The organism is Variovorax dokdonensis (assembly GCF_030316895.1).
GTDB lineage: Bacteria > Pseudomonadota > Gammaproteobacteria > Burkholderiales > Burkholderiaceae_C > Variovorax > Variovorax dokdonensis.
This window is the reverse complement of the sequence record NZ_JASZYV010000001.1, coordinates 753029-769612: the sequence shown is the minus strand read 5'-3', so window position 1 is coordinate 769612 and position 16584 is coordinate 753029. Positions and strand designations below refer to the sequence as shown.

Genomic DNA, 16584 nt, shown 5'->3' with positions numbered 1-16584 from the left:
GGCGCCATGACCCAAACAAGCAAACGCATCTTCGTCGCCGGCCACAAAGGCATGGTGGGCAGCGCCATCGTGCGGTCTTTGCAGCGACAAGGCGCGGAAATCATTACGCGGAGCCGTTCCGAACTGGATCTGACGGACCAGGCGGGCGTGCGCGCATTGTTCGCGGACGAAAAGCCGGACGAGGTCTACATGGCGGCGGCCCGGGTAGGTGGCATCCATGCCAACAACACGTACCCGGCGGAGTTCATCTACTCCAACCTCATGGTTCAGAACAACGTGATCCACGAAGCTTGGCGTGCGGGCGTGCAGAAGCTGCTCTTCCTGGGTTCGAGTTGCATCTACCCACGCCTGGCAGCACAGCCGATGGCGGAGTCCGCTTTGATGGAAGGCAAGCTGGAGCCGACCAACGAGCCCTATGCCGTGGCCAAGATCGCCGGCATCAAACTGTGCGAGAGCTACAACCGCCAATACGGCTGCGACTATCGCAGCGTCATGCCGACCAACCTGTACGGACCGGGCGACAACTACCACCCCGACAACAGCCACGTCGTGCCGGCGATGATCCGGCGCTTCCACGAAGCGAAGGTGGCCGACGCGCCCTTCGTGACAATCTGGGGCACCGGCAAGGCCCGTCGTGAGTTCCTCTTCGTGGACGACATGGCCGAGGCCTGCGTCCACGTGATGAACCTTGCGCACGGCGACTATGCCGCGCGCACCACACCCATGCAAAGCCATATCAACATCGGCACGGGCGAGGACCTCTCGATCGCCGAACTGGCCGGCGTGGTGGCAGAAGTGGTGGGCTACCGCGGTGGGCTCAAGTGCGACACGTCCAAGCCCGACGGCACGCCTCGAAAGCTGCTCGACGTCTCCTTGCTCAGCAGCCTTGGCTGGCACGCGAGTACGCCGTTGCGCGAGGGATTGCGCCTGGCTTACGCGGACTTCCTCGCCCGCCAGGGGCAATCGGCCCCTACCCTCGCCCCTGCCTGAGGCGCCGCATTGCTTCGGCCGGTGAACATGGTCCCTACGCAGGAACCCACGCGCATCGCAAGCACGGAAGTGGTGTCGCTCATTCCGCCGGGCCGCGGCGGCGTGCGCGACTACGCGGAGATCCTGGGGCCTCACCTGCAAAGCCGCATCCTTGCACCGACCGCCGCGACGGCGCTGGCGGAATTCGGGCGCGGCGACATCGTGCTGAATTTCAGCGGCTATGGCTATCAATCACGCGGCGTGCCGCTGTGGCTGGTCGACCGCATCCGCCAATTGCGCCAGCAAGGTGCCCGCATCGGCATCTACTTCCATGAGCTCTTCACGCAATCGGAGCCACCTTGGGGGTCGGCATTCTGGCTTGCCCCTCTGCAACGGCGGATCGCGCGCGATCTCGGCCAAATGGCGCACTATTGGCTGACCAGCCGCGACACGTCTGCGCAATGGCTGCGCCGCCACTGCCCGCCGGTGCCCCACCGCGTGCTGCCGGTCTACTCCAACGTCGGGGAACTCGACGGGCTGCCGCCTTCACGCAGCGACGACATCGTGGTGTTCGGCGGCCCGCACGTCCGCTCGCTGACCTACGAGAGCCTGGATGACTCGTTCTGGGATTGGGTGCGCGTCAACGGCCTCAAGGTCCATGACATCGGCCCGTTCGCAGACTCCGCCGCGTTCAAGCGCCTTCGCAGTGCCGGCCAGATCGAGGTTCACGGCAGCCTCCCGGCGCCGCAGGTGAGCAAGCTGCTCGCCCAGGCACGCTTCGGCTTGCTCAACTACGCGCCCGAGGCTGCGGCAAAGAGCGGCGTGTTTGCCGCCTTCTGCGCACACGGCGTGTGTACTGTGCTTTGCGCCGACCGCTACGGCACGCACGACGACCTCGTCCCCGGCACGCATTACCTCGCCGGTACCCGGGCCCTGATGCGCGAAAAGGCCGACCACGACGCCATCGGCCGCGCAGCGTTCGACTGGTACCAGCCGCATCGCGTGGCGGCGCATGCCCAGGCGTTCAGGGAACTCATGGACACATCGACATGATCTCCTCGCAATTTCCCGGCCACGCCGCGCGCACCGCCATGCACGTGAATCCGGCGACCCGCACACGCGTCTCGACCAGCGGCAGGCTGTTCATGGCCGTCATGCTCATCGTCATCTATGAAGGTGCGATCCGCAAATGGGTGGCCGACTCCAGCACCCTGCCGCTCATTCTCCTTCGCGATGGCCTGGCAGCCTACGCCGTGCTCCGGGCTTTCTGGCTTGGTCACTTCAGGCGCGAGCGCCTTGCGACGCAGGTTGCTGTGATGTGGAGCTTTTGCGTGATCGGCTGGGGCCTGCTGCAGTTGATGCTCGGCGAGAGCACCTTCCCGATCTACCTGATCGGCCTTCGGTTCTGGCTCCTCTATCTGTGGTTCGCCATTGCGGCAGTGGCCGGCATGAACGAGCGGGACTACATCGTGTCACTGCGCGTGCTGCTCTACAGCCTCGTCCTGATGGCGCCGCTGGCGGTGATTCAGCAGCAGTCGCCACTGGACAGCCCGTTCAACAAGACGCTCGACGACGATCCGTCCAACGTGTTCACTGTGGTGGCCGGCGTCGCCCGCGCCACTGCCACCTTCAGCTTCACGGCAGGCTTCACCACCTTCCTCGCGCTGTGCGCCCCATTCGCGCTGGGCGTGCTGGAGGCTCGCAAGCGCAAGCCTTCGCATCAACTCATGGCGCTGGTGATCTTCGGCTCGCTCATCATCTGCGTGCTGGTCAGCGGCGCGAGGTCGGCCTTTGTCTTCATCGGCGGATTGCTGTGCATCTATCTCGCGGGCAACCTCATCTTCTCGCCGGTAAAGCGAAAGGGGTGGGCCATCTTTGCGGCAGTGCTCACGATCTGCGTCGTCCTGGCGCTGGGCTTCGTGTTCCAGGATGCCTTGATGGACACCCAGGAGCGCTTCAAGGTGGCCTCCGAGCACGAGGATTTCATGGGCCGCGTGCTCACCATCCTGCTCGGAGAAGGGGGCACGGTCGATCGCGTCACTTGGCTGGGCGCGGGCATCGGCATCGGCTCGAACCTGGCGCAGTACGTCCGCTCCGGAAGCACGGCGTACTTCGTGTTCGGCGAAACGGAGGCGGGTCGCACGCTGATCGAAGCCGGCCTGCTGGGCGGGGTGTTCGTGCTGCTCAAGCTGGGAGTGGCCGTGACCGGCCTGCTGGCAAGCCTGCGACGTGCGCGCCAGACCCGAGCCATCTATCCCGTCGTGGTCTGGATCACCCTCGTGCTGGCCATGCAGACCTGGCAGACCACCGGCCAGTTGTCTGCCAACGGCCTGTTCGCCCTGATGTTCGCCCTCGGTATGCTGAGCCTTCGCTATCCGGTCGTGCGCCTTTTCAACTGAAGCGCCGATGAAGTTCCTGCACGTCATCGCCTCGGTCGATCCCGCCGGGGGTGGGCCTATCGAAGGCGCAACTCAACTCCATCGCGCCTTGTCGGCTCTGGGGCATACGGGCGAATTCGTTTCGCTGGATGAAGCCGACTCGCCCTGCGCCAAGGCGTTTGCCGAAACCTTGCATCCGCTGGGCCCCGGCCGTGGCCGCTTCGGCTACAGCCCGACGCTTTTGCCTTGGCTCGAATCGAATGCCGCCTCGTTCGATGCGGTGATCGTCAATGGCCTGTGGCAATACACCGGACTGGCCACCCGCCAGGCCCTGCGTGGCAGCAGCACGCCCTACTTCGTCTTTCCGCACGGCATGCTCGACCCCTGGTTCAAGCGCCGGTATCCCGTCAAGCATCTCAAGAAATGGATGTACTGGCCGTGGGCCGAGTACCGCGTGCTTCGCGACGCGAGGCGCGTGCTCTTCACATGCGAAGAGGAGCGACTGCTGGCACGGCAGTCGTTCTGGCTCTATCGGTGCAAGGAGGCGGTGGTTTCCTTCGGCACCACCGCTCCGAACGATGTACCCAGCCGATCCATCGAGGCCTTCCGGGCATCGTTTCCCCAGTTGCAGGACAAGCGACTGCTCCTGTTTCTGGGCCGCATCCATCCCAAGAAGGGATGCGATCTGCTCATCGAAGCATTCGCACGCGCCTGCGCCCTCCATCCGGACGTCTGCCTCGTGTTCGCGGGACCGGATCAGGAGGGATGGCAGCCAGAACTGGAGCGGCTCGCTCAGCGCCTGGGCGTCGCCGATCGGATCTGCTGGGCCGGCATGCTGCAAGGCGATCTCAAGTGGGGTGCGTTCCGGTCGGCCGATGCGTTCTGCCTGCCATCGCACCAGGAGAACTTCGGCATTGCCGTGGTCGAGGCATTGGCCTGCGCATGCCCGGTGTTGGTCAGCGACAAGGTCAACATCTGGCGCGAGATCGAGCAATCGGGTGCGGGCTATGTCTCTCAGGATACGGTGGAAGGCACCCAGGCATTGCTGAGTCGCTGGCTTGCCACACCCGAGCCTCAATGGAAGGCAATGCGCGCAGCCGCATCGCGCTGCTTCGAAACCCAGTTCCGGATGGAGCAGGTGGCGCGAAACCTCGTTGCCACGGTCACGGATTCCTGCGCCGAACGCGCCATGCACCTGCCGGATGAAAGCAAGGCCCATGTCTGACACCCAACGCAGCGCGCTGGACGCGCCTCTCCGGAAGACGGGGCAACCCAGCCGAGCCGAGCCATTGCAGCCGGCCAAGCCCAAGCGGTTGAAGGTTCTCCTGTACGGCATCAACTTCGCACCGGAGCTCACGGGCATTGGCAAATACACCGGCGAAATGGCGCAGTGGCTCGCGGCCCAGGGGCACGAAGTTCGCGTGGTGACGGCGCCGCCCTACTACCCCGCGTGGTCTGTCTCGCCGGGCTACAGCGCGCGCGCCTATCGGCACGAAAGTTGGCAGGGCGTGGACGTGCATCGCACGCCCCTGTGGGTGCCGGCCAAGCCGACGGGGCTCAAGCGGCTTCTGCATCTCATCTCCTTTGCCATCGCCAGCGGCCCCGCGCTGCTGGCGCAATGGCGCTGGAAGCCCGATGTGGTCTGGATGGCTGCCCCCGCATTCGCCTGCGCGCCGGGGGCCCTCGCCCTTGCACGACTGGTCGGCGCACCGGCATGGATTCACATCCAGGACTACGAAGTCGACGCGGCCTTCCAGCTTGGTCTTTTGAAGGGTGAGCGGCTGCGCAATGCGGTCAGCGCTGTGGAGCGCGCCTTGCTGCGTCGATTCGACCGGGTCTCGACCATCTCGGGCCGCATGCTCGACCGCGCCCGCGAAAAAGGCGTGCGCGCAGCTCGCCTGCGCGCCCTGCCCAACTGGGTGGACATTTTGGCGGTTCGCCCCCTCGACCGCCCCAGCAGCTACAGGGCCGAACTCGGCATCGCCACCGATGCGGTGGTGGCCCTGTACTCCGGCAACATGGGGGCCAAGCAGGGTCTGGAAGTTCTGGCCGACCTCGCCCGCAAGCTGCAGCATCGACCCGACATCCAGTTCGTGTACTGCGGCGAAGGCTCCGGCCGGGCCCCGCTGGAGCAAGCCTGCCAAGGACTGCCCAACGTCCGCTTCCTGGATCTTCAGCCACTCAAGCGCCTGCCCGAACTGCTCGGCCTGGCCGACATCCATCTGCTGCCGCAGCGCGCCGACGCCGCTGACCTGGTCATGCCTTCCAAGCTCACCGGCATGCTCAGCAGCGGTCGCGCCGTCGTCGCCGGCGCTCGGCCCGAAACCGAACTGGGTCAGGTCGTTGCGAAGACCGGCATGCTGGCCGTGCCCGACGATGCCCAGTCGTTCGCGGAAGCCGTGCAGCAGCTTGCCGATCAGCCGGATCGCCGCCGGGAGCTCGGCCTGCGCGCGAGGCAGTGGGCCGAAGAGAACCTGTCGCGGGACGCCGTGCTGCGGCAATTCGAAGCGGATCTGCACGACTGCGTCGGCGCACTGCAACCGAGCCGCGCGTAAAGCGCAGGTCGATACAAGCAAGCAGGTGGGCCCTGGCAGGCAAGCCAGGGCGGCCGCGGCGTCCGGCACGCCGCAAGGCCACGCAGCAGAGCGCTACGTGTTGTCCGGCAGGATGCTCTCGTAGCTGTAGTCGGCCGAGCCATAGCGGCCGTACTTGTTGCCGCCGAACGAACGGCGCTTGCCGTCCACACCGTTGAGCAGCACGCCCGCCGCTGTCTTTCCACCCAGGGACAGGCGACGCACGGCCTCCTTGACCTCGCCCATCGTCGACAGGTCGGCCCGCGCGACGATCAACACGGTGCCCGCATGCGCCGCGGTCGCCGTGGCATCCGAAGCCACCAGCACGGGCGGGGTATCGATCACGACGATGTCGTACTGCTCGGACAGGTTCTGCAGCACGTTGGCAAAGGAGTCCGAGTTGAGCAACTCGCCCGGGTTGGGCGGCAACTGGCCGGTGGCGAGGAAGTCCAGGTTGTGAACGACCTGCTTGTGCACGGTCTTCTGCACCGTCAGGCTGCCGGCGATCAGCTCGGACAGGCCGCCATGGCGCTGCAGGCCCAGGTAATGATGCAGCTGGCCGCGCCGCAGATCGGCATCCACCAGCAAGGTCTTCTTGCCCGATGCGGCCAGCAGGGCCGCGAAGTTGGCGGTGACGAAGCTCTTGCCGACGCCCGGAGTAGCCCCGGTGATCACAACGCGGTTGCTCGGCGCCTCCAGCATCGCGAACTGCAGCGCGGTTCGCATGCTGCGCAGGCTTTCGACGGTCGGATCGTCGGGCGTATCGAGCGCCAGCAGACGTGTGCCGGACGGCCCCGTCAGTCGACGCTGCGCGATCGGCGATTGGCGAGCGCTGGTGGGAATCGTCGAGAACACGGCCATGCCGGTTCCGGCTTCCACCTCGTAGGGGTCGCGGATGCGCTTTTCCACGAACAGGCTGCGCACCAGCGCGATCGCCACACCCAGGAACAGCCCGAATGCCAGGCCGGCGGCAACGATGCGCGTCCGGTTCGGCTTGAAGGGGTAGTTGGGCAGCACGGCTTCGTCGAGCACGCGAACATTGCCGACCTTGCCTTCCTTGACCAGGCGCAGCTGCACCGCGTTATTGAGCAGTGACTGGTAGAGCTCCGAGTTGACTCGCACATCGCGCTCGAGGCGCACAGCCTCCTGCTGGATTTGCGGCAGGGCGCGGATGCGTCGTTGCGTCTCCGCCAGATCGGCCTTCATGGAGGCGATTTGCGTGTCGAGCGTGCGGACCAGGGGATGCTGCGCGGTGAAGCGTTGCGACAACTCGGTGCGCTTCTGCTCCGCCTGGAACAGCTCAGTCTGCCGCGTGACCGAACGCGTCAACGTGGCGGTGGTTTCGTCGGTGACCGACACGGTGCCGTTGCGCACCCGGAAGCGATTGAACGCGTCTTCGGACTGTTCGAGCTGCTGCTTGAAGGCGGGCAGTTGCACATCCAGGAACGCCAGCGATTTCTGCGCCTCGGCCGCGCGGCGGGCAATGTTCTGCTGGACGTACTGATCGCCAATGGCGTTGAGCACGGCCACCAGCCTGGACGGGTTCTCGCCTTGCAAGCCGACGTTGATCACACCCGACTGGCGGGTCGTCTCCGACAGCGACAACGCGCCGCGAATGCCGTCGATGGACGACTGGCGCGAGCCGCGGACCAGGAAGAACTGGGCGCCCGGCTTGCCCTGCAGCACGCTCAGCATGAGGTCGATGGGTCCCTCGGGCGTGTCCGCCTTCAAAGCTTCGCCAACCTGGCCTTCGATCTCCGACGTCCACCACGGTGCGCGCAGTCCATAGCGTCCGTTGCCCTTGGCGGTGACGACCAGTTGAACGCCCTCCAGGGCCGGGGGCGCGTTGAAGCGGGCGACGCCGATGCGTTCGGTACCGGTGACATACCCCGGCATGCCGAGGAAGCCTGGCTCGGACAGTCCGGTGGCACGCCGCGCCAGCCAGCCACCGACATAGGGCGCATAGCGCGGCGTCGCGTCGATATTGGCGCGGGTTGCATCGACGGCGGCACCGACGACGGATCGGGAACGGATGATCTCGATTTCCGCCGAGGACGGCGTCTTCAGGTCGGCCAGCGTGCTGGCCTGCCCCAGCACGTCACGCGTGGTGCCGCCCGATTCCTCCACCTGGACCAGGAGATTCGTCGCATAGACCGGCCGCTGAAGCGCGGCATACACCGCCGCCAGCGACGTGGTCACCACGACGATGAACAGGATCAGCCACTTGTGGGTGACCAGCGCTTCGACATAGCGGCCCAGGTCGACCTCGCCTTCGGGCGGAGACTCCGAGACCACGATGGCGGAACTGGGCCCCAGGCCGGAATGCAGGTTCGGGTTCATGGCTTGTTGATGTTGGACACCGAGGTGTAGGCCGCGGTCGTCGGGAGGATCAGGTTGGCAACACGGCTCCACATCACCAGCGGCACCGGGTCGACGAAGACGACGTCGCGCGGCCGCAGCGGGAACCCGTCGGCCAAGGCCAGCGCCGTCGCCGTGCGCGCGTCCAGGTGGAAGATGGTGTAGCCGCCTTCGGGCTGGTTGCGGATCACGAAGATCTGGCGCGGGTTGGACGTACCGAGCAGCACGCCGCCGGCCTCGCCCAGCGCGTCGTTGAGCGTCAGGCGTCCATTTCGCATCATCATGGCCTGCTGGCTGGCCACTTCGCCCATCACGAACACCTTGCGTTCGTCCCGGTTGTGAACGAACACGACATCGCCGCTCTTCAGCGGAATGCGGGCAGGGTCGGCTCCGGCCGCGACCATGCGCATGAGGTCGATGTTGGTCGTCACGCCCTTGCGCGTGAGGCTGACGTTCGAGCGATCCCCGGCCGGCCCGACGCCGCCAGCACGGTTGAGTGCCTCCGCCAAGGTCATCGGAATGTCGGAGATGACCATGATGCCGGGCGTCCGGACCTCACCTTCCATATAGATGCGCTTGCTGCGGAACGCCTCGACGCGCACCTGCACCTGCGGATCGCGGAACACCCGGGCAAGACGCTTCACGAGCACGTCATTGAATTCCTGGATGGTCATTCCTGCGGCCTGGATCGCGCCCACATACGGAAATGTGAGCGTGCCCGTGCTCGAAACGAGGTACCCGGGGGCCGGCGACACGCTGTTCGGATCGGCGCCGGTGCTCGGAGGCGTGGCGCTGTAGACCAGTTCGGGATGGTCGAACACGACGATGCCGATGGAGTCGCCGATGCCGATGCGATAGGGCTCGGGTTCGCCCATCAAGGCTTGCACCTCCGGGCTGATGCCCGTCGAGAACGCAGCGCGCATCTTGGCGTTGAGTTCCGGCGTGATCTGCGTCATTGCACCATCGGGCGGCGCATCTCCGGGCGCAAGCGGCAACGGCGGCGCCGTCGACTTGTCACTGCCCATCAAGTCGTAGCCAGGAACGATGGCACACCCTTGTACAAGGGCGAAAGAAAGAAGGAGTGCGGCGCGTAACACCAAAGACTTCAAAATGATTCTCCGGTCACAAAGTAATTAATACTTTGGCAATCGTTACCGAATGTACTTCACTTGTCCGGCGTGTGCCAGCCCTCCTTCCGGGGTATCCCGATTGGAAGGGTCGCCAAGTGAATTTCGGGAACTGACGCAACGTCTGTGCCGCAACGGGCACAGACCCGGGAATGGGCCCGTTTCAGCGGCCGGAGTCGCTTTCGGCGGCGCGTTTCCAGGCCATGGCAGCCTGCTCGGGATCGCCGCGCTCCTCCGCCAGGCGGGCCAGTGCCTGCCAGGCCTGGCGGTGCAGGCCAGGGTCCTTCAAGCCAAGACCAGCCTGGGTGAGCAGCTGTTGCGCCTTGCCCCAGAGCTGGCGTTTCAGGCAGGCCATGCCAGCCAGGTACTGGAGATTGGGGTCGCGAGGATCATTGCGCTGCGCAGTCTCGATGCGCGCCAGCCATTCGGCATCCACCGAATCCAGGCCCACCTCGAGCGCCCGGGTGAGCTTGACCCGCAGGCTGTCGCTCAGCCGATCGGGATGCGCCGTCATCCGATCCCAGATCGGCAACAGCCAGTTGCGCGCCACGGCAGGGTCGCCGCGCAGCAAGACCTGCCGCTGGGCTGCATGCAGGGCCACTTCGGGCATCTCGCGCTCCATGGCATCCAATTCGGACCAGGCGTGCTGCAACTGCGACGGGTCGTGCGCCTCGCTCAACAGATCGGTCGCCAAGCCCCGGATGATGCTGTGGGCGGCAGTCTGCGAAAACGCGCGGTGCTTGGCCAGAAGGCGTGCCGTTTCCAACGCCTGCAGCGTTCGGCCGTCGAGACGCGCCGCCTTCAGCCAAAGCCGCAGGGCCAGCGTGCGCCGCTGGGCACCGTGGGGAAGTTCCTGCAGGCGCGCGAGGGCCGCTTGCGCATCGCGATCCTGCAGCGCCCAATAAGCCGCACGCAGCTGTACCCCCTCGCGGGTCTCGGGACTCACGCTGCCTTCGCCGCTTTCGGACAGGGCATGCTGCAGATGCGCATCGCGCGAAGGCTTGTCCTGCAGCGAGTTGGCGCTTTCCGCAGCCAGCAGGTGCGAGAGGGTGCGCACCTGCGCGGCCATGGGCAGCCTCGCGTTGAGCGCTTCGAGCGTGCGCTCTTGTGCCAGCGCGGATTGCGCGGCCTTCGCCGCCCGCGAGAAGCGGCCGGCCAGCAGTTGGACGATGGATTCGAGCAGCGCGGTATGCAGGGCGCGTTCCTTTTGCTGCATGCGCCATTGACGGGCCTGGGCCGGCAAGGAAAGCAGCGCCCCCAGGCCGCGCAATGCCAGGTGCAGCACCACGAACAAACCCAGCGCCAACATCAGCACTAGGTTGAGCGAGAGGTCGATGCGCCACGGCGGCCAGAACACGGTGATCGTGCCCTCGTTGCTGCCTGCAAACAGCGCCACCCCGGCGGCGATGCCGAACAGTGCCAGAAGCCAAAGAGCCGCGCGCATGTCGGGATCAGCGCCCGGCGGCGGCGGCGGTCAGCGCGGCCAGCGTGTTGTCGATGTTCAGCGCTGGCGCCTCTTTGATCTGCGCCTGAAGTTGCTGGATCAGCGTGGCCGCACTCTGGGTGCGGCGCGAGCGCGGGTCGAAGTAGCGATTGAGCGATGCGGTGACGCTGGCCAGTTCGGCACGCGCGTTGCTCATCTGCCGCGAGAGCAGGGACAAACGGACCGTGAGCAGCTTGAGCTTGAGGTTCTCTCGCAGGAAGAAGATCTGGTCCTGGCTCACCAGCACTGCCTCGGGGCGATCGACGCGGCCGACGCGCACCAGCGAGCGCGCTTCCTGCAGCACCGCTGCCCAGATCTCCTGCCACCACGGCGCGTCCGCAGGCAAGGGCTCGGCCGCCAGCAGACTGCCGCCACCGGGGGCCGCGACCGCGTTGGCTGCCGGCAGTTCGTCCACGAGGCGCATCAGGTCGTCCAGCTTGTGCAGCGAATCTGCAATGCCGCCTCCAGCCGTCGATTGCAACTGGTCCAGGTCGCGTGCCATGGCGCGCTGCAGCGGAGCCAGCCGCGGCTGGACCGAGCGGGCCACGCGCTGCTCGCCGAACTTGAGGGCCACCAGCAACGGCTCGATGTTGCCCGTGGCCTGCGCCTGCTGCAGCCCCAGTCGGACGGCCGAATCGATCTCGACCACCATGCTCTCGTCGCGCGAGCGCGACAGCGTCTGCATGACTTCTTCCAGCTGCGCCCGCTGCAAGGCAAGTTCGGCGATGCGCGATTCGTTCAGGGCGATCTTGCCGGCGGCATCGCGCACGACCTCGCTGGCCTGCCGCGCAAGCGTGCGCGCCTCTCCGGCCTGCGCCAGCGCATCGGCGCTCTGGCGCGCCAGCTGCTCGCGCATGCCGTTCACGTTCTGCCAGAGCAGAAAAGCCATCAGCAGGGCCACGAAGGCGACGACCGCAACCACCGCGAGGACGATGCGAGTCAGTCCACCGCCGTTTTCGACAGCCGGCACCGCGACGGGCGAGGGCACGGCCCGATTCACGGGCATCGCCACGGCGTCGTTGGTCAATGGGGCCTCGCTCATGCGAACGATTCTATCGACGCGGCGAGGGCCTTCAGGGGCGCATTGGCCACCTGCACACGACCAAAACCGGCAGCGCTCGCGGCGTCGCCGATGCGCGGGTGGGTACAGATGGCGCAGGCGGCCTTCCAGTCGACGTCGGGCAGCAGCTGTCGAAGGTTGGCGACCGCCTGCGAACTGCTGAACAGCCAGATGGTCCCGTCGCTGCTCGCCGAGCGGGCCAGCTCTGTCAGTGCCTCGTCCCAGCTTGGCGCAGTGCGCCGATAGGCGGCGACCGCATGGGCTTGCCCGCCGGCTGCCTCGATCTGCCCAGCCAGCCAGTCGCGACCTGCCGGCAGGTCATCTTCGCCCGCACCACGAACGAGCAGCACTCGCGTGCCGGCACTCACCTGCTGGGCCACCAGCGGCCACAGGGCTTCGGAATCGAAACGTGGGGATGCGTCATCCGGGGCATCGATCCGATGACGCGGCACGCCGGCATCTCGCAGTGCCGCCACGGTCCCAGGGCCGGTGGCCCAGCAACGCGGTCCGTCCGAGGCGACGAGCCGTGCGTCACCGTTCAAGAAATGCCTGACCGCCGCGGCGCTGACAAACATCCATGCCTTGAAGTCCAAGGCGTCGGCGCGAACCGCATCGAGCCGGGTCGTGTCTTGCAGTGGTGCGATGGTGATGAGCGGCAGGGCCTGCGCATCGAAGCCTTGCGCGCGCAAGCCATCGAGCCAGCGCCGCGCCTCGTGCACGGGGCGCGTGACCAGCACCCGCCTCTGTGGCACGGCGCTCACCCGGGAACGCGGGCGCCGGCTTCGCGCAACGCGCGCGCAGCTTCCTGGCCCAGCGCCTGGGCCTCGCCCATCGTCGACACCGCCGCGCTCGCGTGCACGCGCAACAGGTCCGCCTGTCCTTCGGCGTCACCCCAGGCGGCGTCAATGCGCAGGTTCTCTGAATCCTGCCAGCGCGCGTGCGCCGCCAGCGGCACGGAGCAGCTGCCGCCCATGGCCCGGCTCACCGCACGCTCGGCCGCCGTCGCCAGGAAATCGGCTTGCGAAGCGAGCGGGGCCAGCGCGGCCAGCAGGTCGGCACGGTCGGTGCGCACCTCGATGCCGAGCGCGCCCTGCCCCGCTGCGGGCAGCATCTCGTCGGGCTCGAACACGGCGCGGATGCGCTCTTCGAGGCCCAGCCGCTTCAGGCCCGCCGCCGCCAGCACGATGGCGGCGTATTGACCTTCGTCGAGCTTGCGAAGGCGCGTGTCGAGGTTGCCGCGCAGGGGCTCGATCTGCAGGTCCGGACGCAATGCACGCAGCAACACCATCCGCCGCAGGCTCGATGTACCCACCACGGCCCCTTTGGGCAGCGCTTGGAGGCTTGGGAAGTCGGGCGAAACGAGCGCATCGCGCGGGTCTTCGCGGGTCAGGACGCAGGCGAGGCTGAAGCCTTCCGGCAGGTCCATCGGAACGTCCTTCAGGGAATGGACCGCCAGGTCGGCGCGGCGTTCTTCCAGGGCGAGTTCGAGCTCCTTCACGAACAGGCCCTTGCCGCCGACCTTGCTGAGCGATCGGTCGAGGATCTGGTCACCGCGCGTGGTCATGCCCAGCAGCGATACGGTGTGGCCCCGGGCTTCGAGCAGGCCCTGAACGTGTCGTGCCTGCCACAGTGCCAGCCGACTTTCGCGGGTGGCGATCACGAGAGGGGTCAAACCAGTCTCCGGCTCTTACAAATATGTCGTCGGATGCTAGCATGCTGCGACGCAGCAACCGTGCTGGCAATCGCCTCCCCGCAACCTGAGGAACGAGAGACGTGAAGAACACCAAGAGCATGCCCTCCCCCACGGTCCGCAAGAAAAAGCGGGACACGGACGACGAAACCCTGGTGGCCGACATCCGCTTGCTTGGCCGCATTCTCGGCGACGTCATTCGCGAACAGGAGGGCGAAGCGACCTTCCAGCTCGTCGAGAAGATTCGCCTGCTGTCGGTGGCCTTCCGGCGCGATGCCGACCACTCGGCCGATCGGGCGCTCAAGAGCCTCCTCAAAGGTCTGAGCGCTGCCGAGACGGTCCGCGTGATCCGCGCCTTCACCTATTTCAGCCACCTCGCCAACCTGGCCGAGGATCGGCACCAGATCCGCCGGCGCACCAACGCCGAACGATCCGGAGAAAGCATCGAGGGCAGCCTCGCCGTCGCATTGACGCGCATCCGCAAGGCAGGCGTATCGACCGAGGCGGTGGTGCAGACGCTGGCGCGAAGCTATGTCTCCCCGGTCTTGACGGCCCACCCGACCGAGGTGCAGCGCAAGAGCATCCTGGACGCAGAGCGCGGCATCAGCCAGCTGCTGGCGGCGCGCGACGACATCCTGTTGCGACGACGCGCCTGGGCCAGCCAGGGCGAAAGCCGTGTCGATGCCCTGACCCCCATCGAGCTGGCGCAGAACGAGCAGCAGCTGCGCGTGCGCGTGACCCAGCTGTGGCAAACCCGTCTGCTGCGCTTCATCAAGCTGACCGTGGCCGACGAGATCGAGAACGCGCTGAGCTATTACGAGGCGACCTTCCTGCGCGAGATTCCTCACGTGTACGCCGACCTCGAAGCCGCGCTGGGCCATGCGGGCGTGGCGCCGTTCCTTCGCATGGGCCAATGGATCGGCGGCGACCGCGACGGCAATCCCAACGTCACGGCCGAGACGCTGCAGTACGCGCTGCGCCGGCAGTGCGAGATGGTGCTGCGCTTCTACCTGACCGAACTGCACTACCTGGGCGGTGAGCTTTCGCTGTCCGCCTCGCTGGTCGACCTGACCGCCGAGATGCACGCCCTGGCCGAGCGCTCGCCCGACACGAGCGAGCATCGCCGCGACGAGCCCTACCGCCGCGCCCTCACCGGCATGTATGCGCGACTGGCCGCCACGCTGCAGCAACTGACCGGCGGGCAGGCCGCGCGCCATGCCGTGGCCCCGCAGAACCCCTATCTGAAGGCCGAGGACCTGCTTGCCGATCTGCGCACGATCGAAGACTCGCTGCTCGAAAAGCACGGCGGCGCACTGGTTTCGAACCGGCTCGCGCCCTTGATCCGTGCGGTCGAAGTCTTCGGCTTTCACCTGGCCACCGTGGACCTGCGCCAAAGCTCGGACAAGCACGAAGCCGTGGTTGCCGAACTCCTGGCCACGGCGCGCGTCGAACCTTCCTACGCCAGCCTGGCCGAGGAAGCCAAGCAGACCCTGCTGCTGCGCCTGCTCGACGAAACGCGGCCCCTTCGCGTGCCCGACGCCGAATACTCGCCGCTGGCAAAAAGCGAACTGGCCATCTTCGCCGAGGCACGCCGCGCACGCGCCGCATTCGGCAACCAGGCCATCCGCCACTACATCATCAGCCACACCGAGACCGTGAGCGATCTGCTCGAGGTGCTGCTGTTGCAAAAGGAAGTGGGCCTCATGCGCGGCACGCTCGACAGCGACGCCGTGTGCGACCTGATCGTGGTGCCACTGTTCGAGACCATCGAAGACCTGCGCAATGCCGCGCCCATCGTGCGCGCCTTCTACGAGTTGCCCGGCATCGCCGCGCTGGTACGGCGCTCTGGTGGCGAACAGGACGTGATGCTTGGCTACTCCGACAGCAACAAGGACGGCGGCATCTTCACCAGCAACTGGGAGCTCTACCGCACCGGCGGCGCCCTGGTGCAACTGTTCGACGAGATGGCCAAGCAGGCACCGGCCGGCGAGGCGGTGCGCCTGCGCATGTTCCACGGCCGAGGCGGCACCGTGGGGCGCGGCGGTGGACCGAGCTACCAGGCCATCCTGGCCCAACCGCCGGGCACCGTGCGCGGCCAGATCCGCCTGACCGAACAAGGCGAGGTGATCGGCTCCAAGTACGCCAACCGCGAGATCGGCCGGCGCAACCTCGAGACCCTGGTCGCCGCCACGCTCGAAGCCACGTTGCTGCCGTCCGCCAAGGCGGCGCCGGCGGACTTCATGAGCGCGGCGGACGAACTTTCTGCCGCCAGCATGGCCGCCTACCGCGACCTGGTCTACGGCACGCCCGGCTTTGGCGACTACTTCTTCAGCTCCACCCCGATCCGCGAGATCGCCGAATTGAACATCGGCTCAAGACCTGCCTCGCGCAATCCCAGCCACCAGATCGAAGACCTCCGTGCCGTGCCCTGGAGCTTCAGCTGGGGCCAGTGCCGGCTCACGCTGCCGGGTTGGTACGGCTTCGGCTCGGGCGTGGAAGCCTTTCTGGACAGCGCCGGCAGCCCGACCGCGCGAAAGGCGCGCGTGGCACTGCTGCAGCGCATGTATGCGCAGTGGCCGTTCTTCCGCACGCTGTTGTCCAACATGGACATGGTGCTGGCCAAGAGCGACCTGGCGCTGGCGTCGCGCTACGCCGAACTGGTCGAGGACCGCAAGTTGCGCAAGAAGGTCTTCTCGATGATCGACACCGAGTGGCACCGCACGTCCGACGCACTGACGCTCATCACCGGCGCGAAAGCGCGGCTGGAGGGCAACTCGGACATGCAGCGATCGGTCCGCCATCGCTTTCCCTACATCGACCCGCTGCACCACCTGCAGGTAGAACTGATGCGACGCTATCGAGCCGGCGACGGCGGCGAGCGGCTGCAGCGCGGCATCCACCTGTCGATCAACGGGGTGGCGGCGGGCCTGCGCAATACCGGCTGAC

General features: G+C 66.7%; 12 protein-coding genes. 6 read left to right on the top strand and 6 right to left on the bottom strand.

Annotated features, from left to right (window positions below; genetic code table 11):
• Positions 1 to 6: 6 nt before the first annotated feature.
• The 5 genes from fcl to QTH91_RS03520 are packed head-to-tail and all read left to right on the top strand — an operon-like array spanning position 7 to position 5902.
• Complete coding sequence (fcl, locus tag QTH91_RS03540; RefSeq protein WP_286658643.1) at positions 7 to 990, top strand: GDP-L-fucose synthase; 984 nt, start codon at positions 7 to 9, stop codon at positions 988 to 990.
• 21 nt (positions 991 to 1011) lie between these two features.
• Positions 1012 to 2022 carry a hypothetical protein gene (locus QTH91_RS03535; RefSeq protein ID WP_286658642.1) on the top strand — a complete coding sequence of 337 codons (1011 nt, stop codon included), beginning with the start codon at positions 1012 to 1014 and terminating at the stop codon, positions 2020 to 2022.
• Complete coding sequence (locus tag QTH91_RS03530) at positions 2019 to 3368, top strand: hypothetical protein (RefSeq protein ID WP_286658641.1); 1350 nt, start codon at positions 2019 to 2021, stop codon at positions 3366 to 3368. The genes QTH91_RS03535 and QTH91_RS03530 overlap by 4 nt, the downstream gene beginning before the upstream one ends.
• 7 nt (positions 3369 to 3375) lie before the next feature.
• Positions 3376 to 4572 (top strand): glycosyltransferase, encoded by a 1197-nt coding sequence (locus QTH91_RS03525; RefSeq protein WP_286658640.1) that lies wholly within the window; start codon positions 3376 to 3378, stop codon positions 4570 to 4572.
• Entirely contained in the window at positions 4565 to 5902 is a 1338-nt protein-coding gene (locus tag QTH91_RS03520; protein WP_368389454.1) for a glycosyltransferase WbuB, read from the top strand. The genes QTH91_RS03525 and QTH91_RS03520 overlap by 8 nt, the downstream gene beginning before the upstream one ends.
• 93 nt (positions 5903 to 5995) lie before the next feature.
• Here the strand turns inward: QTH91_RS03520 and QTH91_RS03515 are convergent, their stop codons facing one another.
• The 6 genes from QTH91_RS03515 to hemC form a co-directional block, all read right to left on the bottom strand.
• Positions 5996 to 8260, bottom strand: coding sequence for a polysaccharide biosynthesis tyrosine autokinase (locus QTH91_RS03515; RefSeq protein ID WP_286658639.1), 2265 nt, complete (start codon positions 8258 to 8260; stop codon positions 5996 to 5998).
• Positions 8257 to 9303: a polysaccharide biosynthesis/export family protein gene (locus tag QTH91_RS03510; protein ID WP_286658638.1), complete on the bottom strand. Its 1047-nt coding sequence runs from the start codon at positions 9301 to 9303 to the stop codon at positions 8257 to 8259. Before QTH91_RS03510 ends, QTH91_RS03515 begins: the two co-directional genes overlap by 4 nt.
• Positions 9304 to 9568: 265 nt before the next feature.
• Positions 9569 to 10849 carry a heme biosynthesis HemY N-terminal domain-containing protein gene (locus tag QTH91_RS03505; RefSeq protein ID WP_286658637.1) on the bottom strand — a complete coding sequence of 427 codons (1281 nt, stop codon included), beginning with the start codon at positions 10847 to 10849 and terminating at the stop codon, positions 9569 to 9571.
• Positions 10850 to 10856: 7 nt separating this feature from the next.
• On the bottom strand, positions 10857 to 11930 hold the full coding sequence (locus QTH91_RS03500; RefSeq protein ID WP_286658636.1) for a uroporphyrinogen-III C-methyltransferase: 1074 nt from the start codon (positions 11928 to 11930) through the stop codon (positions 10857 to 10859).
• Positions 11927 to 12709, bottom strand: coding sequence for a uroporphyrinogen-III synthase (locus tag QTH91_RS03495; RefSeq protein ID WP_368389453.1), 783 nt, complete (start codon positions 12707 to 12709; stop codon positions 11927 to 11929). Before QTH91_RS03495 ends, QTH91_RS03500 begins: the two co-directional genes overlap by 4 nt.
• Complete coding sequence (gene hemC, locus QTH91_RS03490) at positions 12706 to 13620, bottom strand: hydroxymethylbilane synthase (RefSeq protein ID WP_286658635.1); 915 nt, start codon at positions 13618 to 13620, stop codon at positions 12706 to 12708. The genes QTH91_RS03495 and hemC overlap by 4 nt, the downstream gene beginning before the upstream one ends.
• 119 nt (positions 13621 to 13739) lie before the next feature.
• On the opposite strand from hemC, the gene ppc reads away from it, so the two are divergent.
• Positions 13740 to 16583, top strand: a complete 2844-nt coding sequence (gene ppc, locus QTH91_RS03485) for a phosphoenolpyruvate carboxylase (RefSeq protein ID WP_286659598.1) — start codon at positions 13740 to 13742, stop codon at positions 16581 to 16583.
• The last annotated feature ends 1 nt before the right edge of the window (position 16584 follow it).

Coding starts and splice junctions, on each gene's coding strand:
- ppc (WP_286659598.1), top strand. CDS start 13,740: ATGCCCTCCCCCACGGTCCGCAAGAAAAAGCGGGACACGGACGACGAA.
- QTH91_RS03525 (WP_286658640.1), top strand. CDS start 3,376: ATGAAGTTCCTGCACGTCATCGCCTCGGTCGATCCCGCCGGGGGTGGG.
- QTH91_RS03520 (WP_368389454.1), top strand. CDS start 4,565: ATGTCTGACACCCAACGCAGCGCGCTGGACGCGCCTCTCCGGAAGACG.
- QTH91_RS03505 (WP_286658637.1), bottom strand. CDS start 10,849: ATGCGCGCGGCTCTTTGGCTTCTGGCACTGTTCGGCATCGCCGCCGGG.
- QTH91_RS03500 (WP_286658636.1), bottom strand. CDS start 11,930: ATGAGCGAGGCCCCATTGACCAACGACGCCGTGGCGATGCCCGTGAAT.
- fcl (WP_286658643.1), top strand. CDS start 7: ATGACCCAAACAAGCAAACGCATCTTCGTCGCCGGCCACAAAGGCATG.
- QTH91_RS03530 (WP_286658641.1), top strand. CDS start 2,019: ATGATCTCCTCGCAATTTCCCGGCCACGCCGCGCGCACCGCCATGCAC.
- QTH91_RS03510 (WP_286658638.1), bottom strand. CDS start 9,303: ATGGGCAGTGACAAGTCGACGGCGCCGCCGTTGCCGCTTGCGCCCGGA.
- QTH91_RS03515 (WP_286658639.1), bottom strand. CDS start 8,260: ATGAACCCGAACCTGCATTCCGGCCTGGGGCCCAGTTCCGCCATCGTG.